General features: G+C 68.6%; 20 protein-coding genes. 14 read left to right on the top strand and 6 right to left on the bottom strand.

The window, feature by feature from the left end; all coding sequences use genetic code 11:
* Window positions 1–51 precede the first annotated feature (51 nt).
* Window positions 52–780 (bottom strand): DUF7537 family lipoprotein, encoded by a 729-nt coding sequence (locus ACT4MF_RS09675; protein WP_444682411.1) that lies wholly within the window; start codon window positions 778–780, stop codon window positions 52–54.
* A 193-nt stretch (window positions 781–973) separates the two neighbouring features.
* Between ACT4MF_RS09675 and ACT4MF_RS09670 the strand changes: the two genes are divergently transcribed.
* The 11 genes from ACT4MF_RS09670 (at window position 974) to ACT4MF_RS09620 (ending at window position 12920) form a co-directional block, all read left to right on the top strand.
* A complete protein-coding gene (locus ACT4MF_RS09670) occupies window positions 974–1324 on the top strand; it encodes a DUF2209 family protein (RefSeq protein ID WP_099254646.1) in 351 nt (116 codons plus the stop codon).
* Window positions 1321–2670, top strand: a complete 1350-nt coding sequence (hflX, locus tag ACT4MF_RS09665) for a GTPase HflX (protein ID WP_444682412.1) — start codon at window positions 1321–1323, stop codon at window positions 2668–2670. Before ACT4MF_RS09670 ends, hflX begins: the two co-directional genes overlap by 4 nt.
* A gap of 81 nt (window positions 2671–2751) precedes the next feature.
* Entirely contained in the window at window positions 2752–4713 is a 1962-nt protein-coding gene (gene acs / locus ACT4MF_RS09660; protein WP_444682413.1) for an acetate--CoA ligase, read from the top strand.
* A 198-nt stretch (window positions 4714–4911) separates the two neighbouring features.
* Entirely contained in the window at window positions 4912–6714 is a 1803-nt protein-coding gene (locus ACT4MF_RS09655) for a bacterio-opsin activator domain-containing protein (protein WP_444682414.1), read from the top strand.
* A gap of 99 nt (window positions 6715–6813) precedes the next feature.
* Window positions 6814–8808 carry an acetate--CoA ligase gene (gene acs / locus ACT4MF_RS09650; RefSeq protein ID WP_444682415.1) on the top strand — a complete coding sequence of 665 codons (1995 nt, stop codon included), beginning with the start codon at window positions 6814–6816 and terminating at the stop codon, window positions 8806–8808.
* Window positions 8809–8920: 112 nt separating this feature from the next.
* Complete coding sequence (locus ACT4MF_RS09645; RefSeq protein WP_444682416.1) at window positions 8921–9424, top strand: DUF4212 domain-containing protein; 504 nt, start codon at window positions 8921–8923, stop codon at window positions 9422–9424.
* On the top strand, window positions 9421–11187 hold the full coding sequence (locus tag ACT4MF_RS09640) for a VC_2705 family sodium/solute symporter (protein WP_099254640.1): 1767 nt from the start codon (window positions 9421–9423) through the stop codon (window positions 11185–11187). Before ACT4MF_RS09645 ends, ACT4MF_RS09640 begins: the two co-directional genes overlap by 4 nt.
* Window positions 11187–11648 carry a universal stress protein gene (locus ACT4MF_RS09635; protein ID WP_444682417.1) on the top strand — a complete coding sequence of 154 codons (462 nt, stop codon included), beginning with the start codon at window positions 11187–11189 and terminating at the stop codon, window positions 11646–11648. Before ACT4MF_RS09640 ends, ACT4MF_RS09635 begins: the two co-directional genes overlap by 1 nt.
* Window positions 11649–11735: 87 nt before the next feature.
* Window positions 11736–11996: a DUF8119 family protein gene (locus ACT4MF_RS09630; RefSeq protein WP_444682418.1), complete on the top strand. Its 261-nt coding sequence runs from the start codon at window positions 11736–11738 to the stop codon at window positions 11994–11996.
* Window positions 11997–12082: 86 nt separating this feature from the next.
* A complete protein-coding gene (locus tag ACT4MF_RS09625; protein WP_099254637.1) occupies window positions 12083–12277 on the top strand; it encodes a cold-shock protein in 195 nt (64 codons plus the stop codon).
* Window positions 12278–12380: 103 nt separating this feature from the next.
* On the top strand, window positions 12381–12920 hold the full coding sequence (locus ACT4MF_RS09620) for a hypothetical protein (protein WP_444682419.1): 540 nt from the start codon (window positions 12381–12383) through the stop codon (window positions 12918–12920).
* 14 nt (window positions 12921–12934) lie between these two features.
* On the opposite strand, the gene ACT4MF_RS09615 is transcribed toward ACT4MF_RS09620, so the two are convergent.
* Both ACT4MF_RS09615 and ACT4MF_RS09610 read right to left on the bottom strand, forming a co-directional pair.
* A complete protein-coding gene (locus ACT4MF_RS09615; protein WP_444682420.1) occupies window positions 12935–13897 on the bottom strand; it encodes an oxidoreductase in 963 nt (320 codons plus the stop codon).
* A gap of 97 nt (window positions 13898–13994) precedes the next feature.
* Window positions 13995–15035, bottom strand: a complete 1041-nt coding sequence (locus ACT4MF_RS09610; protein WP_444682421.1) for a hypothetical protein — start codon at window positions 15033–15035, stop codon at window positions 13995–13997.
* A 262-nt stretch (window positions 15036–15297) separates the two neighbouring features.
* Between ACT4MF_RS09610 and ACT4MF_RS09605 the strand changes: the two genes are divergently transcribed.
* Together ACT4MF_RS09605 and ACT4MF_RS09600 are read left to right on the top strand one after the other, a co-directional pair.
* Window positions 15298–17757, top strand: coding sequence for a DNA topoisomerase VI subunit B (locus tag ACT4MF_RS09605; protein WP_444682422.1), 2460 nt, complete (start codon window positions 15298–15300; stop codon window positions 17755–17757).
* Entirely contained in the window at window positions 17758–18843 is a 1086-nt protein-coding gene (locus ACT4MF_RS09600) for a DNA topoisomerase IV subunit A (RefSeq protein ID WP_099254633.1), read from the top strand.
* A 27-nt stretch (window positions 18844–18870) separates the two neighbouring features.
* Here ACT4MF_RS09600 and ACT4MF_RS09595 read toward each other — a convergent pair whose 3' ends face one another.
* A complete protein-coding gene (locus tag ACT4MF_RS09595; RefSeq protein WP_444682423.1) occupies window positions 18871–19107 on the bottom strand; it encodes a CDGSH iron-sulfur domain-containing protein in 237 nt (78 codons plus the stop codon).
* 104 nt (window positions 19108–19211) lie between these two features.
* Here ACT4MF_RS09595 and msrB point away from each other — a divergent pair, with 104 nt between their 5' ends.
* Complete coding sequence (gene msrB / locus ACT4MF_RS09590) at window positions 19212–19631, top strand: peptide-methionine (R)-S-oxide reductase MsrB (RefSeq protein ID WP_444682424.1); 420 nt, start codon at window positions 19212–19214, stop codon at window positions 19629–19631.
* A gap of 36 nt (window positions 19632–19667) precedes the next feature.
* Here msrB and ACT4MF_RS09585 read toward each other — a convergent pair whose 3' ends face one another.
* Both ACT4MF_RS09585 and ACT4MF_RS09580 read right to left on the bottom strand, forming a co-directional pair.
* On the bottom strand, window positions 19668–20360 hold the full coding sequence (locus ACT4MF_RS09585; protein WP_099254630.1) for a sensor histidine kinase: 693 nt from the start codon (window positions 20358–20360) through the stop codon (window positions 19668–19670).
* A 77-nt stretch (window positions 20361–20437) separates the two neighbouring features.
* On the bottom strand, window positions 20438–21592 hold the full coding sequence (locus tag ACT4MF_RS09580) for an acyl-CoA dehydrogenase family protein (RefSeq protein ID WP_099254629.1): 1155 nt from the start codon (window positions 21590–21592) through the stop codon (window positions 20438–20440).
* Between the last annotated feature and the right edge of the window lie 40 nt (window positions 21593–21632).

Here is a 21632-nt window from a genome sequence, read left to right as displayed (position 1 = left end):
GGTGTTCGATCCGGCGTAAGCCGGAGCGGACTCGCCTGACGCAGTCGAGCGCTACTCCTCCGGCATCCACGCGGGCCGGGTCACCGTCGCGTTTCCGAACTCGGAAACGTCGTGTCTCGTCTGCCGGGTGAACCCGTCGTTACCCCTCGTGATATTGAATTCCGCGATGTATCCCTTCTCGGTGACGACGACGTTCCCGGTTGCGTTGTGGGCCGGGACTCGGAGCGGGTCCTTGATACCGGTCACGTTGTACCGGACGGCCGTCGTCCCCTCGACGGTGACCGTCTCGGTCGCGTTCGCTTCGAGTTCCGAGAGGGATCGTTGCAGTCGCAACCGCTCGTGCGAGGCGACGCGGTCTTGTGTCCAATTCTCGTCGAGGCGCCGGGTCAGCTCTCCCGTCGTTCGGTCGTACTCGAACACGCCCTCGGCGCTGTAGTAGGAGTGAACGTCGCTCCCGAACAGCGTATCGCTCCATCGCACTGAGGCGGTGCCGGACTCGGTGTCTACCGCTCTCACCGTCGTGCGATTGCTGTCCTCGTCGATAATGCTCAACCGACTTCTGCGGGAGGTGTTGTTCACCGTCGCCTCGTGCGTTTCCAGCGCGACAGGGACGTCTGCGATCCCGTCCTGTGACCACCCCGACGGATACGAGAAGTTCTCCACCGTCGGTTCGGAAGCCGATTCCTGTCGGTCCGTGGCAGGCAACCCGGAACAGCCAGCCAAGAGGACGACAAGAACCAGTGCTACCGCGGGGAGGGGACCTCGGATTCGGCGGACCATACCCACACTGACCGGCCTCCGGTGAAGATGTTTGTGGCCACTCTCGCCGGGGGAGCGACGACGTCGACCACGGAAACGTTCAATTCGACGGGCGGTCTACGGGGACGTATGGACCCGATAGCCGCCGGAACGAATCCCCGTCCCGATCGAACTGAGGTGGCGGGCGCCCGCCCCTGAGGTCGTCGGCGTCGACATCAGCGGTCGCCACGAGGAGGCGGGCGAGTACCTGATGGTCGCGGCCGCGGTCCACGCGCGTATCGACTCGGCGCGGATCCGGTCGGTCGAAGGGATGGGCTTCGCCGCCGTCCGCGAGGGGCCGACCCTCGAGGCGACCGTCGCGCTCACCGCCGAGGCGGTCGGGAACCTTCCGGAGCCGCCGGAGGGACCGATCGTCGCGGAGGGCGGCGAGTTCTACGAGGAGCCCGCGGATCGGGTGGGGCTGAGCTTCCAACCCGACTTTAAATACGTCGAGAGCATAGGGGAACGCGAAACAGTGCAGGCAGCACACCACGCCGCGTACGCCGCTCGCGACCTCCTGCTATGACCGGGGGCGTCGAGGGGAGGACCACCGACACCGAGCCGAGCGCCGCCGAGCGACGCGCCGTCGTCGCCAAACGCGTCGAGTCCGGATCGGCGGACCTGACCGAGATCACGCAGCTCGCGGCCGCCGCGGGCTACGACGTGGTCGGCGAGCTCACCCAGACCCGCACCGAGGACGCCGCGTTCATGTTCGGGAAGGGGAAGGTCGCCGAGCTCCGCGACCTGGTCCGCCGGACCGACGCGACCGCCGTCGTCATCGACAACGACGTGGGGCCCTACCAGACGTTCAACATCGGGGGCGAGCTCCCCGAGGGCGTCGAGGTGATCGACCGGTTCACGCTCATCCTCGAGATCTTCGGCCAGCGCGCCAACACCCGAAAGGCACAGCTCCAGGTCGAGCTGGCGGAGCTCCGCTACGAGCTCCCGCGCGCCGAGGCGAAGGCGAGCCTCGCGAAGCGCGACGAGCGCCCGGGGTTCATGGGGCTCGGCGAGTACGACGAGAGCGTCGAGCGCGACATCAAGCGGCAGATCTCGGAGATCCGCGACGAGCTGGAGTCGATCGCGGAGAAGGAGGAGTCCCGCCGCGAGCAGCGCCGCGACTCCGGCTTCGATCTGGTCGCGCTCGCGGGGTACACCAACGCCGGCAAGTCGACGCTGATGCGCCGGCTCGCGGCCGAGATCGACGTCGACGAGAACGCCGAGCGACACCCCGACCTCGACACGACCGCCGAGTCGCAGGACATGCTGTTCACGACGCTCGGCACCACCACCCGCCGGGCCGAGATGGAGAAGCGCGACGTACTCTTAACCGACACGGTCGGCTTCATCGCCGACCTCCCCCACTGGCTCGTGGAGTCGTTCGAGTCGACGCTCGACTCGGTGTACCGCGCGGACCTCGTGCTGCTCGTCGTCGACGCCAGCGAGTCCGTCGAGGAGATGCGCGAGAAGCTCGTCACGAGTCACGACACCCTCTACGAGCGCAACGAGGCCCCGATCGTCACCGTGTTCAACAAGGTCGACCGGCTGGCCCCGGGCGAGCTGGCGGACAAGCGCGCCGCGCTCTCGGGGGTCGCTCCCGACCCGGTGGCCGTCTCGGCGAAGACGGGCGCCGGCGTCGCGGAGCTCCGCGACCGCGTCGAGTCCGAACTCCCCGATTGGGAGCGCGAGCGCCTCGTCCTCCCCCTCTCCGACGACGCCATGAGCCTCGTCTCGTGGATCCACGACCACGGCCACGTCGAGGAGGAGGCGTACGCGGACGATCAGGTCACCCTCGACTTCGAGGCGAAACCCTCGATCGTCGCCCGCGCCCGGTCGAAGGCGGCCGGGCTGGCCCCCGCGGAGTCGACGTAATCCCACGGGCCGCTCCTCGGCTCCGCTCGCGTGCCGCGGTCGCGGACAAAGTATACATTCCTTCGATTGCGAGGTAGTATCATGGATTACGCCGGAGTCGACGGCCGGCGGATGGACGGGGTCGCCGCCGGCGACGACGAGGCTGTCGAGCCGCCCACCGCGTTCAGCGATCGGGCCGTCGCGAGCGATCCGGAGCTGTACGAGGCCTTCGCCGAGGAGGGGCCGTCGGCGTGGCACCGCGCCGCCGACCTGCTGGACTGGGATCGCCCCTACGAGACCGTCCTCGACGACAGCGACCCGCCGTTCTACGAGTGGTTCCCGGACGGGCGGCTCAACGCCGCGGCGAACTGCGTCGACCGCCACCTCGACGAGCGCCGGAACCAGCTCGCGATCCGCTGGTTCGGCAAGCGCGGGGAGCGCAGGTCGTACACCTACCTCGACCTCCACCGGGAGGTGAACGCGCTCGCGGCCGGACTCCGCGATCTGGGCGTCGAGGAGGACGACGTGGTCACGCTGTACCTCCCGATGATCCCCGAGCTCCCGATCGCGATGCTGGCCTGTGCCCGCATCGGTGCGCCCCACAACGTCGTGTTCGCCGGGCTCTCGGCGGAGGCGCTCGCGACCCGGATCGACGCCGCCGACTCGTCGTACCTCGTCACCTGCGACGGCTACTACCGCCGGGAGGACGCGTTCAACCAGAAGTCGAAGGCGGACAACGCCCGCCTCCGGGCCGACGCCGACCTGTCGGCGACGGTGGTCGTCGACCGGCTCGGCGACGCGCTCGACGTTCCCCTCGGCGACGACGAACACGAGTACGAGGCGATCGTTGACGCCCACGACGGGGAGACGGTCGAGCCGGTCGCGCGCGACGCCACCGACCTCCTCTTCGTGATGTACACCTCGGGGACCACGGGGCGACCGAAAGGCGTCGAGCACGCGACCGGCGGCTACCTCGCGCACGTCGCGTGGACGACCCGGAACGTGCTCGACGTGCGCCCCGACGACACCTACTGGTGCGCGGCCGACATCGGCTGGATCACGGGGCACTCCTACGGCGTGTACGGTCCCCTCTCCGTCGGGACCACGAGCGTCCTCTACGAGGGGTCGCCCGACTACCCCGACCGCGACCGCGTGTGGGACCTGATCGAGCGCAACGCCGTCAGCGTCTTCTACACCTCGCCGACCGCGATCCGGTCGTTCATGAAGTGGGGCGCGGAGTACCCCGACGGCCACGACCTGTCCTCGATCCGGCTGCTGGGGACCGTCGGCGAGTCGATCACGCCGAAGGCGTGGCGCTGGTACCGCGAGCACGTCGGCGGCGGGGAGGCGCCGATCGTCGACACGTGGTGGCAGACCGAGACGGGCGCCATCTCCCTCGCGACGCTGCCGGGGATCGCCCCGATGAAGCCCGGGAAGGTCGGGCCGCCGCTGCCGGGGATCGACGCGCGCGTCGTCGACGAGGACGGCGAGCCGGTCGATCCCGGCGATCCGGGATACCTCACGATCGCCGCGCCCTGGCCCGGCATGCTCCGCGGGCTCCGCGAGGGCGACGAGCGGTACCGACGGGAGTACTGGCTGGACGGCGAGGACGGGTGGCGGTACCGCACCGGCGACGGCGCCACCGTCGACGAGGACGGCTACGTGACGATCCTCGGCCGGGTCGACGACGTGATCAACGTCCGCACCCGCCGGTTCAACACCGGGGAGCTGGAGTCGGCCATCGTCGAGGCCGAGGGCGTCACCGAGGCCGCGGTCGTCGGCGACGGCGACGGACAGATCGTCGCGTACGTGACGACTCGGGGCGACGTCGACCCGGACGAGTCGATCCGCGACGCGATCGGCGAGCGACTGGCGCAAGCGGTCGGCGACGTGGCGCGCCCCGACCGGGTCGTGTTTACGCCCGACCTGCCGAAGACGCGCTCCGGAAAGATCATGCGGCGCCTGCTGGAGGACATCGCGCGCGGCGACGAGTTCGGCGACGTGAGCGCGCTCCGCAATCCCGAGGTCGTCGGCGAGATCGAGTCGGCGGTTCGCGGGGAGTAACGGGCGGTGTGCTCCCGGTTCGCCGTTCGGTGCCGCTTTCGTTTCGGCTTTCTTCGAAAACGCGAAACGGTTTCGACGGCTCTCGCGGCGTGACACGGCCGGTAGATCGCTCCCAACCTCGGCGCGACCGCCAAAACCCGCAAATCGTCCGTTCTCAGCAAAAGATTTACTTCGTGTCTCTGTGTGAATACGAAACGTATGGTAGAGGGGTTGGACGCCGACGCGTACGACGCGCTCGTGACCGCGGCGGAGACGTACCGCGCCGCGCTGGTCGTCCGCCTCGGCGGCGAAGCCGGACTCCGGACCGGCGAGATCACCCGCGTCGCCCCGCGACACCTCCGAGAGACGGAGAGCGACGCGGACCTCGCTCTCCTCGCCGTCCCGGCTGACGACACGGGAACCGGGGCCGCGGGCGGCGAGGGCGAGGCGAAGCCTCCGTCGAGAGACCGGAGCGAGATCGACCGCGAGACGACGATTCCGGCGTCGCTGGCGGCTGAGCTGCGACGGTACGCGGAGAGCGCGGACCTCGACGAGTCGGAGCCGTTCGTCGACGTGTCCCCCCGGCGGGTCCAGATGATCGTGAGCGAGACCGCGGAGCGCGCCGCCGCGCGAACCGACGGGGCGGTCGATCCCGACGCGACACCCCGCGACCTCCGGCGGACCTTCGCGCGGCGGCTCCTCGTCGACCGCGGCGTGGACCCCCACGCGGTCCGCGAGGCCGGCGGTTGGGAGACGATGGCGACGCTCGACGGCTACCTCGGACCCCTCGACGGGGACGCGATCGCCTCGGCGATCGCCGGCCGTCGGGCCGACTCGTCGGACGGGCCCACCGCGGACGCAGCGCCGACCGCCCTCGAGGGGTTCGAGGCGCTCGCGAGCGGAGACGACCGGTCGACGCCCCTCACGGCGGTCCCCGGCGGCGTGGTCGCGTCCGACCGCTGGGCCGAGGCGTGGGTCATCCGCGGGATGGAGGACCGCGATCGCGTCGAGATCGCGGGCGTCGCCGGCGTCGACCGGGAGACGCTGGTCGACCGCGGCGTCGGCGGCGACGGCCTGTGCCGAGACGCGGCCGAGGCGGGGGAACCGGTCGCGACCGAGGGGGCGACCGCGACCGCCGGCCGGCCGGCAGTCGCGGTTCCCGTCCGCTACCGCGACGTGACTCACGGCACGCTGTGTGTCGTCGCCGACGAGGGATCGTCCGCCTCCGCCGTCTCACCCGTCTCGCCGGTCGAACGGCGCGAGATCGCGGCACTCGGTCGGTGTCTCGGCTGGGCCGTGACCGCGGGGCGGTGGCGAAACCTGCTCCACTCCGACGCGGTGACCGAGGTGGAGTTCCACACCGGCGACGACGGGGCGTTCCTCGCCCGAGCGAGCGCGGCGCTCGGCTGTCGGATCGAGCTGGCCTCGACGGTGGCGGTCGACGACGACGCCTCTCGCTTTTACCTCTCCGTCGAGGGGGCGCACCCCCAGGCGCTCGCCGACGTGGCCGCCGACGCGTCAGGCGTCTCGGACCTCCGCGTGATCGAGACGCGCGAGGACGGCTGCGACGTGTCCGCCCGCGTGGAGGGCGGCTCCGCGGTCCGGACGCTCACCGAGCACGGCGCGACCGTCCGCGACGCGACCGCCGAGGACGGACTGGTACGGGTCGTCGCGGACCTCCCGGAGGGGGCCGACGTCCGGCCCGTCGCCGACGGGTTCCGGGCCGCGTTCGCCGACGCGCGGCTCGCCAGCAAGGAGTCGGTCCCGCGGTCGCCGCGGAGCGAGGACTCGCTGCGGGAGGGGGTCACGGACCGGTTCACGGACCGGCAGTGGGCCGCGCTGTCGGCCGCGTACCACGGCGGATACTTCGACTGGCCGCGGGGGAGCACGGCCGAGGAAGTGGCCGACGCCATGGGCGTCTCCTCGCCGACGTTCCACAATCACCTCCGAAAGGCGCAGCGCAGGCTGCTCGACGAGCTCTTCGAGGACGCCCGGCGCGCCCGGCACCCGACACAGGAGTGAAACGACCGAGATGCGCCGAATCACGCCCTGAATCCTTCACGATTTTTCGTATTTAGCGCCAGCGTTTATATGGTGAGATCGGTTGGGTATGCCCGTACCATGACAGAGGGAGACGGTCAACTGGAAGCGAGGTTGGAAGAGCAGGAGGTGTTCGAGCCGCCGGAGTCGTTCGTCGAGCAGGCGAACGTGTCCGATCCCGGCGTCTACGACGAGTTCGACGAGAACTGGCCGCAGTGCTGGGAGGCGGCCGCCGATCTGCTCGACTGGGAGACGGAGTACGACCAGGTGCTCGACGACAGCAACCCTCCCTTCTATGAGTGGTTCACGGGCGGCGAGCTGAACGCGTCGGCTAACTGCCTCGACCGACACCTCGAGGACCGCGGCGACGAGGCCGCGATCGAGTGGGTCGGCGAGCCCGTCGACGAGGAGGATCGGACCTACACCTACGAGGAGCTGCACCGCGAAGTGAACGAGTTCGCGGCCGCGCTCCGAGCGCAGGGCGTCGAAGAGGACGACGTGGTGACGATGTACATGCCGATGATTCCGGAGCTGCCGATCGCGATGCTGGCGTGCGCCCGCATCGGCGCGCCCCACAGCGTCGTCTTCGCCGGGTTCTCGGCGGACGCGCTCGCGACCCGCATGAACTCCGCGGACTCGGAGTATCTCGTCACCTGCGACGGCTACTACCGCCGCGGCGACCCCCTCGACCACCTGGACAAGGCCAACGAGGGGCTCGCGGGCGTCGAGCACGACACGACCACGGTCGTCGTCGACCGGCTCGGTCCGAACGGCGACGGCTTCGGTCACGACCTCGGCGACGACCAGCTCGACTACGACGACCTCGTCGCGGACCACGAGGGCGCCGAGGTCGAGCCGGTCATGCGCGACGCCGAGGACATGCTGTTCCTCATGTACACCTCGGGGACGACCGGGAAGCCGAAGGGAGTGAAACACACCACCGGCGGCTACCTCTCGTGGGTGTCGTGGACCTCGCGGTCGGTCCTCGACATCAAGCCGGATGACACGTACTTCTGTTCGGCCGACATCGGCTGGATCACGGGGCACTCGTACATCGTCTACGGGCCGCTCGCGCTCGGGACGACGACGGTGATGTACGAGGGGACGCCCGATCACCCCGAGCGCGACCGACTCTGGGAGATCGTCGAAGACCACGAGGCGACCCAGCTGTACACGGCGCCCACCGCGATCCGGGCGTTCATGAAGTGGGGCGCGGAGTTCCCGGACCGACACGACCTCTCCTCGCTCCGGCTGCTCGGCACGGTCGGCGAGCCGATCAACCCCCGCGCGTGGAAGTGGTACTACCAGCACATCGGGAACAAGGAGTGCCCGATCGTCGACACCTGGTGGCAGACCGAGACCGGCGGGATGATGGTAACGACGCTGCCCGGGGTGAAGGACATGAAGCCCGGGGCGGCCGGGCCGCCGATCCCGGGGCTCGACGTACAGATCCTCGACACGCTCGGCGACGAGGTCGATCCCGGAAAGGCCGGCTACCTCACGGTACAGAAGCCGTGGCCCGGCATGCTCCGGACGCTGTACAACAACGACGAGCGCTACATCGAGGAGTACTGGGCGGAGTACTCCGACACCGACAGCGACGACCCCGACGACTGGGTGTACTTCCCCGAGGACGGGGCGAAGATCGACGACGACGGCTACATCACCGTCCTCGGACGCGTCGACGACGTGCTCAACGTCTCGGGCCACCGGCTCGGGACCATGGAGATCGAGTCGGCGATCGTCGGCGTCGAAGGGGTCGCCGAGGCCGCCGTCGTCGGCGGCAACCACGACATCAAGGGTGAGGCCGTCTACACCTACGTGACCACCGAGGACGGGTACGAGGGCGACGACGAGCTCCGCGACGCGATCGTCGCGGGCGTCGAGGACGCCATCGGCCCGATCGCCCGGCCAGAGCAGGTCGTGTTCACGCCCGACCTGCCGAAGACGCGCTCCGGGAAGATCATGCGTCGCCTGCTCGAGAACATCGCCGACGGAAAGGAGCTGGGGAACACCAGCACCCTCCGGAACCCGGAGATCGTCGAGGAGATCCAGCGGAAGGCGGAGAACGACTGACCGCCACACCACCGTTTTCGAGACACTAGACGAGAGACGACGCGCTCGACACCGCGAATAAATATCACGATAAAATCGCATAAACACACCACGACAACACACACCACAACACATGACAGACAATAGCTCACGAAGCTCGGACGACGCGGTCACTGACGGTGGCCGCGCAGCCGACGACGCGGCGACCGATGGGGGCCGCGAAGCGAACGACGCGGCCACCGACGGCGGCGTCGCCACAGGCGCGGCACAGAAGCACAACGACACCGACTACCTCGGAGCGGAGGTGAACATCCTGAATCCGAGTACGCCGTACATGCGCGATCACCTCCGTATCGTCTGGACGGGATTCGCCATCTGGGTCATCGCAGTGTGGGGACCGGTGACCCTGACGCGGCTCGCGCCCGATACGATGACGAACTCGATGCCGATCCTGCAGTTCCCGCTCCACTACTTCCTCGTCGCGTTCGGCGCCCCGACCAGCGCACTGATTCTCTCGTTCTGGTACTCCCGTAAGCGGGACGCGCTCGACGAGAAGTACGGTATCGAACACGGCACCGCCACGGAGACCACGAGCGGTGCTGAGGTCGCCGCGGCCGACGGAGGGGCAGACGAATGATGGGAAGCTCACTCCTCCTGCAGAGCGACCTCCTTCCGGAGGCTCTCGACATCTCGTTCAAGCTGGCACCGTCGATCCTCGTGATCGCGATGCTGGGGCTGTTCCTCACTATCGGGTTCGTCTTCCGCGTCGCCGACACCGAGAACATGTGGGTCGCCGGTCGATCCATCGGGAACGTCGAGAACGGGATGGCGATCGGGGCGAACTGGATGTCGGCCGCCTCGTACCTCGGAATGGCGGCATCGATCGCGCTCGCGGGGTTCTACGGGCTGGTGTACGTCGTCGGCTGGACGACGGGATACTTCATCCTGCTTATCTTCCTCGCCGCGCAGCTGCGTCGGTTCGGGAAGTACACGGCGCCGGACTTCGTCGGCGACCGGTTCAACTCCGACACCGCGCGCGCCATCGCGGCGGTGACGACGTTCCTCATCGGCTTCGTCTACGCAATCGGGCAGGCGAAGGGGATGGCGCTCGTCGGCCTGTACATCTTCGGTGATTACGGGGGCCTCATCCCCGGCTTAGACGGGTACCAGGTGATGGTCGTCGCGATGATGGTCGTCACCGTCGGCTACCTGACGCTGTCCGGGATGCTGGGCGCCACGAAGAACCAGGCGGTCCAGTACGTGATCCTCATCCTCGCGTTCGTCGTCGGGCTGTTCGTCGTCGGCTACACCAACGGCTACTCCACGGTGCTGCCGCAGCTCGAGTACGGCGCGCTGATCAGCCAGCTCGGCAGCGAGTTCTCCGAACCGTTCGCCTCGTCGAGCTACTACCTCTGGGTCGCCACGACGTTCTCGCTGATCGTCGGCACCTGCGGGCTGCCGCACGTGCTCGTTCGGTTCTACACGGTCGAAAGCGAACGGACGGCCCGCTGGTCGACGGTGTGGGGGCTGTTCTTCATCTGTATCCTGTACTGGAGTGCCCCCGCATTCGCGGCGTTCGGCACCGACCTCTACTCGCAGACGGTCAGCCCGACCTACGGCGATCCCGGAATGACGGGCGCGGCCAGCGAGGTCATCGTCGTGCTGGCGGCGCAGCTGTCGGGGCTGCCGGACTGGTTCGTCGGCATCGTCGCGGCGGGCGGTATCGCCGCGGCGATCGCGACGGTCGCCGGGCTGTTCATCGCCGGCTCCTCGGCGATCAGCCACGACATCTACACGAACATCATCAACGAGGACGCGACGCAGCGCCAGCAGATCCTCGTCGGCCGCCTCTCGATCGTCGCGCTGGGCGCGCTGACCACCCTGGCCGCGCTCAACCCCGCGTCCTCGATCGCCGCGCTCGTCGGATACGCGTTCTCGCTCGCCGGCTCCGTGCTGTTCCCGATGTTCTTCCTCGGCATGTGGTGGGAGAACGCCAACCGGCAGGGAGCGCTCGCCGGCATGACGACCGGGCTGACCCTCTGGTCGATCCCGATGATCAACCAGATCGTCCCGACGTACATCGGGTCGCTCGAGGCGCCGCTGTCGGCGGGACTGGCGCAGTGGATGCCCGCCATCGGGTCGGCGCTCATCACGCTACCGATCGTGTTCCTGGTGACCATCGCCGTCTCGTTGGCGACCGACGAACCGTCCCTCGAAACGAAGCGGATCGTGCGGCAGTGTCACAGCCCCGAGCCGATGGGACAACAGGAGACTGCCGAGGACGTCGTCGCCGCGGACGGCGGTGAGGACGTTGTGACCGACGGGGGCCGCGCAGCTGACGACGCGGCCACCGACGGGGGCCGCGCAGCTGACGACGAAACCGCGGAGGAGGAGCGATAATGTACGAGCGCATTCTTGTCCCCACGGACGGAAGCGACGTCGCAGAGGCCGCGGTCGACCACGCGCTCGACCTCGCGGAGAAGTACGACGCCGAGGTCCACGCGCTGTACGTGGTCGACATCGACTCCGTGAACTTCAGTCTCGGGACCGAACAGGTCGACCGGCTCAAACAGGGTCGGTTCGACGAGATGGGAGAGCTGAAAGAGCAGGCGGACGAGGCGACCGGCGTGGTCGCCGAGCGCGGCGCCGAGCGCGGCGTCGAGATCGTCGAACACATCTCGGGCGGTCGCCCGCACAAGGTGATCGCCGACTACGCCGAGGACAACGACACCGACCTGATCGTGATGGGGAGTCACGGCCGCGCCGGGGTCCGGAGGGCGCTCCTCGGGAGCGTCACCGAACGCACGCTGCGTTCGACACACGTCCCCGTCCTCGTCGTCGACTACCTCGACGAGGAGTGAATCACCGCCGGGCGCGCTCCGACACGGGGGCGCGCCGGCACTGACCCGTTCCGGAACACCAACGTATTTCGACGCGGACGTTCACCCATGACCGACACCGATCAGATCGACGACGCCGATGCGGACAAGAGCCTCGCCGACCGAGTCCGGTCCCACGTTCGGGGGAACGGCACCGGGATGGTACAGGATCTCGCGTTCGCCGTCGTCTGGGTGACGGTCGTGTCGCTGCTGTACGACTTCCTGTTTTCGGCCGCGCCGCAGTGGGTGTTGTACATGCTCATGCTCGCCGGGATCCCGGCGTACTTCGGCTTCTTCATCTCTCTGGAGATGGCGAGAGCACAGCAGTGATCTGAGGCGGGCACTGAGCCGGGACGCACGCCGGGTGTCGGTGGCACACAACACTTATCAGTTAGTCTGGAGTTGGTCCAGACGCGATGGCGACAGGCAAGGTCGACTTCTTCAACGACACCGGCGGCTATGGATTCATCGAGACTGACGACGCTGACGACGACGTGTTCTTCCACATGGAAGACGTCGGCGGCCCAGACCTCGAGGAAGGACAGGAAGTAGAATTCGAGATCGAGGAGTCCGAGAAGGGCCCCCGCGCGGCGAACCTCACCCGACTGTAACCGTCGTCGGTTCGACGCGGACAGCTCTCGAAACGCGTCTCGCGTATATGACACGCCGTAGCGGCGGCGCCGGGATTTTGGTCGGCGAGCGGCGAGATCGGATATGGACGCTCCCGAGCTTGACGCGTTCGTCGCCGAGAACCTCGACCGGTACGCGGAGACGCAGGGCGTGCTCCCCGAGCGCCTCGCCGCGTTCGGCGAGCGCTACCGATCGCAGGGGTTCCTGACGCGAGAGCAGCTGTACGAGATCGCCTACGAGTCGTCCACGCGGAGCGCGTATCACGTCGAACGGAACCCCGAGGCTCGCTGTCGGGAGGTGACCCGCAACGCCCGCGCGGTCGACGGTGACTTCTCGGCGATCCGCCTTCTCACCGGGTTGTCGGGGTTTCAGGCCCCGACCGCGTCGTGCGTGCTGGCCGCGCTCGACGGCGACCGCCACGCGGTCGTCGACACCCGCGTGTGGGCCTCGCTGGAGCGACTCGGCTACCTCGACGGGCGGAAGGAGCGCTTCGACGCCGCGGACTACGTCGCGATGATCGAGCCGATCCGCGAGATCGCCGGGGAGACGGACGCCCGGCCCGTCGACGTGGGGTACGCGCTGTTCGCGCACGACGACCGCGTGCGGGAGGGGACGCTCCACTAGTTCGCTGCGGCCAGTTACAGTGGATACTCGACGCCGGTCGCCTCGGTCGAGTACTCCCAGAGCCGGCGCGCGTCCTCGCGGTCGTAGGAGGCGTCGTTGGAGCGGCCGAGCGTCGGCGCCCCGCGCATGTTCATGAGGCCGCCGGGCTCGACGTAGGCACCGCCGACGTCGACGGCGGTGGCCGCGTACAGCATCGGGAGAGCGCCCGTCGCGGCGTCCTGTCCGAGCACCGCGTTCGCCAGCCGCATCCCGACCGTCATGAGCCGGCTGCCGCTCTCCGCGGCGGTGCGCAGCTGGAGGTTGGTGTCGGCGTACCCCGGGTGACAGGCGACGCTGCGGACGCCGGGGTCGGCGTCGCCCTCCCGGGTCGCGGCGTCGATCCGGCGCTGGAGCTCGTAGGCGAACAGGAGGTTCGCGAGCTTGCTCCGACCGTACGCCTTCCACTTGCCGTACGACTCCTCCCAGTTGAGGTCCGAGAAGTCTATCTCGCCGCTCTCGTGCGCGCCCGACGACTGCGTGACGACGCGCGCGTCGCCGCCGACACCCTCGGCGTCTGTTAACAGCGGGAACAGCCGTCCGGCGAGCGCGAAATGGCCGAGGTGGTTGACGCCGAACTGCGTCTCGAAGCCGTCATCGGTCTCGCTTCGGGGGATCGCCATCACGCCGGCGTTGTTACAGAGGACGTCGACCGCGTCGTACTCCGCTCGCAGGCCCTCGGCGAACTCCGCCACCGAGTCGAGCGAAGCGAGGTCGCACTCGCGCACGTCGAGGTCGCCGTCGACCTCGCCGCCGGCCTCGGCGCGGAGCTCGTCGGCCGCGGCCTCGGCGCGCTCGACGCTCCGGCACGCCATCACCACGGTGGCGCCCTGCGCGGCGAAGGCGCGCGTCCCCTCGTAGCCGAGCCCGCTGTTCGCGCCGGTGACGACCACCGTGTTCCCGTCCAGTCGCGGCATCGCTTCGGTGGTCCATCCTGACATGGTCGGACGGAGGGGCGTCACGGGGAGAAAGCTGTCGCCGGGGAGAGCTGAACGGGGGGCCCGAGGAGACGTTCGGCGCCGGCGACAGCGGCGGCGATCAGACCGCGTCGAAGTCCTGCACGGCGACGACGATCGCGTCCCTGCTCGGGACATCGCGGACGCTGTAGCCGGTCGGGTGGTACTGGGGGCCGTCGTACGGGTACGTCTCCGGCTGTGGCACGTCGTACCGTTCGGTGCCGGAGTGGTTTCGGAAGAACTCGCGGGTGATCATCGGCTCGACGAACGCCAGCCGCGGATCGTCCCCGTCGCCGACGTCCACGAACCCCTGGATGAGCGTGTTCGAGAACGCCGACGGATCGCCCGGTTCGCCCGGCCCGTCCGGGAGTTCGGGCGCGTCGGCCGGCGCCGCGTGCTCCCCCATGTCGGTGATGTACCGTTCCCCTGCCGCGACCGGCGGCGAGCGCTGGTACCCCGACGGGATCTGCGATCGGTCCAGCGCGGTCTCGATCGCGGTCGGGCGCCCCTTTTCGTCCCGTTCGACGACCTCGTCGTACGGCGGGAGGGCCGGCCCCTCGATCGCGTCGATCGTCGCCGGCGCCAGCGTGTGAAAGTGAATGTCGAAGTGCGGCGTCAGCCACGCGCCCGCGCCGCCGGGGTGTCCCTCCGGGTTCCAGTTCAGCCCGAGGAACGTGAACGGGGTGTTCGACGCGTCGGGGAAGGGGACGAAGAACTCCAGCGACGCCTTCCTGTGAACGGTCAGCGCCTCGCCGGTCGGACCGTACTTATCCGGGTACTCGTCGGGCGCGCCGGCGAGCTCGTCGGCGTCCGGGAGTCCGTCCAGGGCCGACCGGTCGAACTCGACGCCGTGGTACTTCGGGACCCCCGACGGCGTTTCGGTGGTGAACGTCCGCACCGACCCCGCTCCGAGGTCGACCTCGTCGCCGTACGCCGTGATCCCGCTCGGCGGGAAGCCGCCGCCCCCCGCTCCGCCGCCGCCTCCCTTGCCTCGGCCGGGGACGGCGGCGGCCGTCCCGGAGGCGGCGAGAGCCGAAACCGTCACCGCCGCGGTCTCGAGGAACCGCCGCCGCGGTCGATCAGTCGCGCTGTTCGCTCTCGGGGTCGAATGGTCGTCATCCATGTGCGTTCCTCCTCGTCATCGAGGTTCCGGCGAGTGTTGCTTGTTAACGGTACACGAGGGGCATTATATTCAACTCATATGAAAATATCCGATTCTTTTGGTTGCTGAACGTATGAAATCAGTGTGAGCCCGGTCCCCATCGCGGGGTGGCCGTCTCAACGAGTTGCATGATCGACTTCGAGACGGTCGCTCCACCGGGAATTCACTTTCGCCCCGCTGCCGGTGCGTTTTTACCTGCATCGGGGATAGGGACAGACACCGAATGACGTCCTTCCAGTCGACGATCGGCGACGAGGAGGGGATCGCGGAGGAGCTGGCCGAGGGCCAGCGCGAGATCTCCATCGCCGAGTTCTTCGAGAAGAACAAACACATGCTCGGGTTCGACTCGGGCGCCCGTGGGCTCGTCACCGCCGTCAAGGAGGCGGTCGACAACGCCCTCGACGCGACCGAGGAGGCCGGCGTCCTCCCCGACATCTACATCGAGATCGAGGAGGTGGGCGACTACTACCGGCTCGTCATCGAGGACAACGGGCCGGGCATCACGAAAGAACAGCTCCCGAAGGTGTTCGGGAAGCTCCTGTACGGCAGCCGGTTCCACGCGCGCGAGCAGTCGCGCGGCCAGCAGGGGATCGGGATCTCGGCGGCGGTGCTGTACTCCCAGCTCACGTCGGGCCAGCCCGCCAAGATCACCTCGCGCCCGAAGGGGCAGTCGCGGGCGCAGTACTTCGAGCTCATTATCGACACCGACACGAACGAGCCGGAGATCAAGGCCGACGAGGGGACGACGTGGGACCGCCCCCACGGCACGCGGATCGAACTGGAGATGGAGGCGAACATGCGCGCCCGCCAGCAGCTCCACGACTACGTGAAACACACCGCGGTCGTCAACCCGCACGCGCGGCTCGAGCTGCGCGAGCCCGGGCTCGACGAGCCGATGAAGTTCGAGCGCGCGACCGACGAGCTGCCGGCGGAGACGGAGGAGATCCGCCCGCACCCCCACGGCGTGGAGCTGGGCGCGCTGATCAAGATGCTCGAGGCGACCGAGTCGTACTCGGTCTCCGGGTTCCTTCAAGGGGAGTTCACGCGGGTCGGCAAGAAGACCGCGGACAACGTGATCGACAACTTCCGCGACGTGTACTACGGCCGGGAACTCGCGTGGTCGCCCCCGCGGGCCCACGACGAGCGCGACGTGGCGGACGCCGTCGCGGACGCCGTCGCGAACAAGGGGGAGGAGGCGACGACCGCCTTCTCCGAGGGCGTCGCCGAGACGGTGGCGAGCAACGACCGGCTCTCCCGGTCCGAACTCGCGGCGATCGTCGACAACGTCGCGGACACGGTCGCGGACGACACGGGCAAGACGTTCGGCGAGACCGTCCGCGAGAACGCCGTCAACGCCGCGTGGCGAGCGATCACCGGAGCCGGAGACGGCGAGGAGACGGACGGCGAGGCGAGCGACGACGAGAACGACCGCGCGACCGAGTCGCCGCTCGTCGCCGACGCGTACGCCCTCGTCGACGACGCCACGTCGACGCGGAAGGACGACGCCGCGGTCCGGGCGATGGCCGAGGCGCTCGCGCGCCGGTTCGGGAACCTCGACGGCGACGCCTTCCGGATCACCTCGGACGACCTCGACCGCCTCGTCGCGGACGCGGCCTCGTTCGTCGCCGAGCAGCACGACGCGACCTTCGGCGAGACCGCCCGCGAGAACGTCGTCGAGGCGTTCTGGTCGCGGGCGCGCACGGTCCCGGACGACCCGCCGAAGGTGGCGGCGATCGCGGGGAGCCGCGACGCCGCGGCCGACCTGCTGGAGGCGATGCGGACGACAGACATCCTCGCGCCGCCGACCGACTGCCTCGCGCCGATCACGGCCGAGCTCGTCGAGGCCGGGCTGCGCAAGGAGTACGACGCCGACTTCTACGCGGCGGCGACCCGCGACGCCGAGGTCCACGGCGGCGACCCCTTCATCGTCGAGGCCGGCATCGCCTACGGCGGCGAGATCCCGGCCGAGGGGTCGGTCGAGCTGCTCCGGTTCGCGAACCGGGTCCCGCTCGTCTACCAGCGCGGCGCCTGTGCCACGACCGACGTGATCAAGAACATCGGGTGGCGCAACTACGGGCTCGACCAGCCCGGCGGGTCGGGGCTCCCGAACGGCCCGGCCGTCATCAGCATCCACGTCGCCTCCACGAACGTCCCGTTCACGAGCGAGTCGAAGGACGCGCTCGCGAACGTCCCCGCGATCGAAGACGAGATCGAGCTGGCGGTGCGCGAGGCGGCCCGCGAGCTGAAGTCGTACCTCAACAAGCGGCGCTCGATGCAGCAGCGCCGGGAGAAACAGGACGTGCTCGGCAAGATCCTCCCGGAGATGGCCGACAAGGTCTCGGAGGTCACGGGGCGCCCGCGACCCGACATCGACGGCGCGCTCGCGCGGATCATGAACAACGTCAGCGTCGAGCGCGAGGTGAACGGCGAGACGGTGTCGCTCGTCGTCGAGAATCACTCGGACGTGAACGAGCAGGTGGAGATCACGGACATCGTCTCCGCGGAGCCGACCGACCTCTCGGAGGGGACGGTCGTGGACATGGACGGCGAGTGGTTCGTGCAGTGGAAACCCGAGGTGCCCTCGGGCGACGAGCGGGAACTGACGTACGCGGTCGACGGTGACCCCGACTTCGAGGTCAGCGTCGGCGGCGTGGAGACGGAGAAACTCACGGTGAACGCGTAAATGACGACAGAAAGCGACGCACGAGACGAACTGATCGACCTGGCCGCGGACTTCTACGACCAGTTCGCCGCCGGCGACATTCCGGAGATGACGCTCCCGACGCGGACGAAGAGCAACATCGAGTACGACGAGGAGAGCGGCGTCTGGACCTACGGCGACCGCACCTCGACGCGCAGCGCCAACTCGGTCCGGGGCGCGCGCAAGCTGCTCAAGGCCGCCTACACGATCGAGTTCCTCGCGAACCAGCTCGACGACGACCGCTCGTCGACGCTGCGTGAGCTGTACTACCTCTCCGAGTCGTGGAACAACGACGAGGCGCAGTTCAACTCACAGGACGAGTCGAACGACCTCGTCGAGGACTTGGAGATCGTCACCGGCGTCACCCGCGAGGACTTCCACATGCGCCCGGAGGAGTCGGGCGCGAAGGTGATGGGACCGCTGCTCCTCCGCGAGCAGACCAACCGCGGTGAACGCGAGATCCACTGTCAGCTCGACGTGGGGCAGGGCGGCTACCAGATCCCGAACAACCCGGACACCATCGAGTTCCTCGACAACGACGCCGAGTTCGTCCTCTGCGTCGAGACCGGCGGGATGCGCGACCGGCTCGTCGAGAACGGGTTCGACGAGGAGCACGACGCGCTGGTCGTTCACCTCGGCGGACAGCCCGCCCGCGCCACGCGCCGGCTGACGAAGCGCTTCCGCGACGAGCTCGACCTCCCGGTCGTGGTGTTCACCGACGGTGACCCGTGGTCCTACCGGATCTACGGCTCCGTCGCGTACGGCTCGATCAAGTCCGCCCACCTCTCGAAGTACCTCGCGACGCCCGAGGCGCGGTTCATCGGGATCCAACCGGAGGACATCGTCGAGTACGATCTCCCTTCGGACCCGCTCTCCGACTCGGACGTGAACGCCCTCGAATCGGAGCTCGAGGACCCGCGGTTCCAGACCGACTACTGGGAGGAACAGATCGAGCTCCAGCTCGACATCGGGAAGAAGTCCGAACAGCAGTCGCTCGCGAGCCGCGGGCTCGACTTCGTCACCGACACCTATCTGCCCGAGCGGCTCAACGACATGGGCGTGTTGTAAGGGCCTCGCCGGAGCCGATCCGAGACGCTACTCCCGCTCGTACACGATCTCGTCGATCGCGCGGCGCTCGCCGTCCGGGTCGTCGCCGTCGTACTTGTACACGACCCCGTCCTCCTCGTCCGCGGTCGCATTGTGCGAGCCGTCACAGAGCGGCTTCGAATCGGAGAGCCCGCACCGGCAGACGTATATCTTCCCGTCGTCGCCGGTGTCGGACTCGTCGAGTATCGTCGGTCCGTCCTCCTCGTGCGTGACCTCGCGTGCCATGGTCACCGATGAGCGGCCATCCGAATACGGTTTGCGGGCGCGGGGCGTGGGGCTGCCGTCGCGACCGCCGCAACCGCCTTGAGCGTGGGGCTCGTACGCAGGGCATGAGCGAAACCGACGATCGGGAGCAGGCCGACCCGGAAGCCCTGACCGACGCGGAGTGGCGCGAACGGCTCTCCGAGGAGGAGTACCGCGTGCTCCGCGAGAGCGGCACGGAGGCGAAGTTCTCCGGGGAGTACGTCGACCACCACCCCGACGACGGGGAGTACCGCTGTGCCGCCTGCGGAACGGTCCTCTTCGACGCCGAGACGAAGTACGAGTCCGGCTGCGGCTGGCCCGCCTTCTACGCCGCCGAGGAGGAGTCGGTGACGACGACGGTCGACACCAGCCACGGGATGCGCCGCACCGAGGTCCGGTGTGCGAACTGCGACTCGCACCTCGGGCACGTGTTCGACGACGGGCCCGAACCCACCGGCAAGCGGTTCTGTATCAACTCGGTCGCGATGGAGTACGACGAGAAGTGAGCGCTCCCGGCGCGGCCGGGGCGATGCGATTCCTCGTCACTCGGCCACCGGGAGCGTGATGACGAACACGGTGCCCTTCGGCTCGTTGTCCTCGATCCACACGTCGCCGCCGTACAGGTCGACGAGCGATCGCACGAGGTAGAGCCCGATCCCCGCACCCGGGCTGTCGAGCCCCTTCTCGCCTTTTCCGAACACCTCCTCGCGGTGGTCTTCGGGGATCCCCGGACCGTTGTCGGCGATGCGCACCGCGACCTCGCCGTCGCGTTCGACGGCGGACACCACCACTTCCGCGGGGGTCTCGTCGTTGTGCTGGATCGCGTTCCGGAGGACGTTTCGGAACACCGACCCGAGCATCTCGTCGCCGACGACCTCGCACTCCGGGAACGACCCCTCGACCGTCACGACCGCTCCCGGGTAGGCGGACCGTACCTCCTCGACCTGCTGGGAGAGCTCCCGACTGAGCGAGACGCTCGTCGGCTCGGCCTCGTCACGGAGCATCACCTGCGCGAGGTCTCGCGCGGACGTCGTCAGCCCGACGGCGTTGCGTGCGCTCTCTTTGATCACCGAGAGGTACTCCTCGCCCTCCTCGTCGACGTGGTCGTCGAGCAGCTCCGCGTACGCCTCCACGAGCTGCAGGTCGTTCCTGATGTCGTGACGCATCACCTGATTCAACAGTCGCAGGTCGTCTCGTTGACGCTTCAGACGCTCCGCCGCGTTAGCGTTGCTCATGTCTCATTGTTCGTCGCCGAAACTTTTTAGCCACCGATCGGGGGTATCGGCGATCAGACGTGCCCGTGAAGCGGGGTTCACACCCCCTCGCCCAGCAGCTCACGGGCGATGATGTTCTTCTGGATCTCCGTGGTCCCCTCGTAGATCTGGGTGATCTTCGCGTCGCGGTAGAGCCGCTCGACATCGTGATCGTTGACGAAGCCGGCGCCGCCGTGGATCTGGACCGCCTCGTCGGCGACCTCGACGGCGGTCCGGGAGGCGAACTCCTTCGCCATCGACGCGAGCGCGGTCAGGTCGCCCGACTCGTTGTCGACCGCCCACGCCGAGCGGTAGGTGAGCCAGCGCGCCGCCTCGGTGTTCGTGTGCATCTCGGCGAGCTTGTGTTTGATCGCCTGGAAGTCGCTGATCGGGCGGTCGAACTGCTCGCGCTCCTCGGCGTACTCCAGCGCGCGCTCGGCCGCGCCCCGGGCGATCCCGACCCCTTGCGCGGCGACCGCGGTGCGGGTCTCGTCGAAGAACTGCATGAGCTGGAGAAAGCCCATTCCGCGCTGGCCGATCAGGTTCTCCTCCGGCACCCTGACGTCGTCGAACCGCAGCTCGGCGGTGTCGCTCGCGCGGATCCCGAGCTTTCCGGTGATCTTGTCGCGAGTGAGCCCGTCGCGGTCGCCCTCGACGAGGATCTGCGAGTAGCCGGAGTAGCGGTCGTCGATCTCCGGGTCGGTCTCGCAGACGACGACGAAGTAGTCGGCGACGGTGCCGTTCGTGATCCACATCTTCGAGCCGTTGATCACCCACTCGTCGCCGTCCTTCTCGGCGCGGGTGGCGACCGACGTCACGTCGGAGCCGGCCTGCGGCTCCGAGATGGCCGAACCCATCACCGCGTCCCCGGCGGTCACCTCGGGGAGGACGCGCTCCTTCTGGTCCTCGGTGCCGAACTCCATCAGCGCCTCGGCGCCGAAGCCGGCACTGGAGACGCAGAGGCCGATCCCGGGATCGGCGGCGAACAGCTCTTCGGTGAGGATCGCGTTCTCCAGCGAGGAGTAGCCGACTCCGCCGTACTCGACCGGCACGTGCGGCGCGAGCAGCCCCATGTCGGCCGCCTTCTCCATCACCTCGTGTGGGTACTCCTCGTTCACGTCGTACTCGGTCGCGACCGGTCGGATCTCCTCGTCCGCGAACCGGCGAACCTCGTCTCGTAGGTGCTTCTGCTCGTCCGTTAGCTGGAACTCCATACACGAAGTATCAGGATAATGCGTGATAATCGTTAGCGAA

This window comes from Halorubrum sp. FL23, assembly GCF_052439115.2.
Lineage (GTDB): Archaea > Halobacteriota > Halobacteria > Halobacteriales > Haloferacaceae > Halorubrum > Halorubrum persicum.
The sequence above is the reverse complement of the archived record's forward strand: the minus strand, read 5'-3'. Positions and strand labels throughout refer to the sequence as shown.

Coding starts and splice junctions, on each gene's coding strand:
- ACT4MF_RS09675 (WP_444682411.1), bottom strand. CDS start 780: ATGGTCCGCCGAATCCGAGGTCCCCTCCCCGCGGTAGCACTGGTTCTT.
- hflX (WP_444682412.1), top strand. CDS start 1,321: ATGACCGGGGGCGTCGAGGGGAGGACCACCGACACCGAGCCGAGCGCC.
- acs (WP_444682413.1), top strand. CDS start 2,752: ATGGATTACGCCGGAGTCGACGGCCGGCGGATGGACGGGGTCGCCGCC.
- ACT4MF_RS09655 (WP_444682414.1), top strand. CDS start 4,912: ATGGTAGAGGGGTTGGACGCCGACGCGTACGACGCGCTCGTGACCGCG.
- acs (WP_444682415.1), top strand. CDS start 6,814: ATGACAGAGGGAGACGGTCAACTGGAAGCGAGGTTGGAAGAGCAGGAG.
- ACT4MF_RS09645 (WP_444682416.1), top strand. CDS start 8,921: ATGACAGACAATAGCTCACGAAGCTCGGACGACGCGGTCACTGACGGT.
- ACT4MF_RS09640 (WP_099254640.1), top strand. CDS start 9,421: ATGATGGGAAGCTCACTCCTCCTGCAGAGCGACCTCCTTCCGGAGGCT.
- ACT4MF_RS09635 (WP_444682417.1), top strand. CDS start 11,187: ATGTACGAGCGCATTCTTGTCCCCACGGACGGAAGCGACGTCGCAGAG.
- ACT4MF_RS09630 (WP_444682418.1), top strand. CDS start 11,736: ATGACCGACACCGATCAGATCGACGACGCCGATGCGGACAAGAGCCTC.
- ACT4MF_RS09625 (WP_099254637.1), top strand. CDS start 12,083: ATGGCGACAGGCAAGGTCGACTTCTTCAACGACACCGGCGGCTATGGA.
- ACT4MF_RS09620 (WP_444682419.1), top strand. CDS start 12,381: ATGGACGCTCCCGAGCTTGACGCGTTCGTCGCCGAGAACCTCGACCGG.
- ACT4MF_RS09615 (WP_444682420.1), bottom strand. CDS start 13,897: ATGTCAGGATGGACCACCGAAGCGATGCCGCGACTGGACGGGAACACG.
- ACT4MF_RS09610 (WP_444682421.1), bottom strand. CDS start 15,035: ATGGATGACGACCATTCGACCCCGAGAGCGAACAGCGCGACTGATCGA.
- ACT4MF_RS09605 (WP_444682422.1), top strand. CDS start 15,298: ATGACGTCCTTCCAGTCGACGATCGGCGACGAGGAGGGGATCGCGGAG.
- ACT4MF_RS09600 (WP_099254633.1), top strand. CDS start 17,758: ATGACGACAGAAAGCGACGCACGAGACGAACTGATCGACCTGGCCGCG.
- ACT4MF_RS09595 (WP_444682423.1), bottom strand. CDS start 19,107: ATGGCACGCGAGGTCACGCACGAGGAGGACGGACCGACGATACTCGAC.
- msrB (WP_444682424.1), top strand. CDS start 19,212: ATGAGCGAAACCGACGATCGGGAGCAGGCCGACCCGGAAGCCCTGACC.
- ACT4MF_RS09585 (WP_099254630.1), bottom strand. CDS start 20,360: ATGAGCAACGCTAACGCGGCGGAGCGTCTGAAGCGTCAACGAGACGAC.
- ACT4MF_RS09580 (WP_099254629.1), bottom strand. CDS start 21,592: ATGGAGTTCCAGCTAACGGACGAGCAGAAGCACCTACGAGACGAGGTT.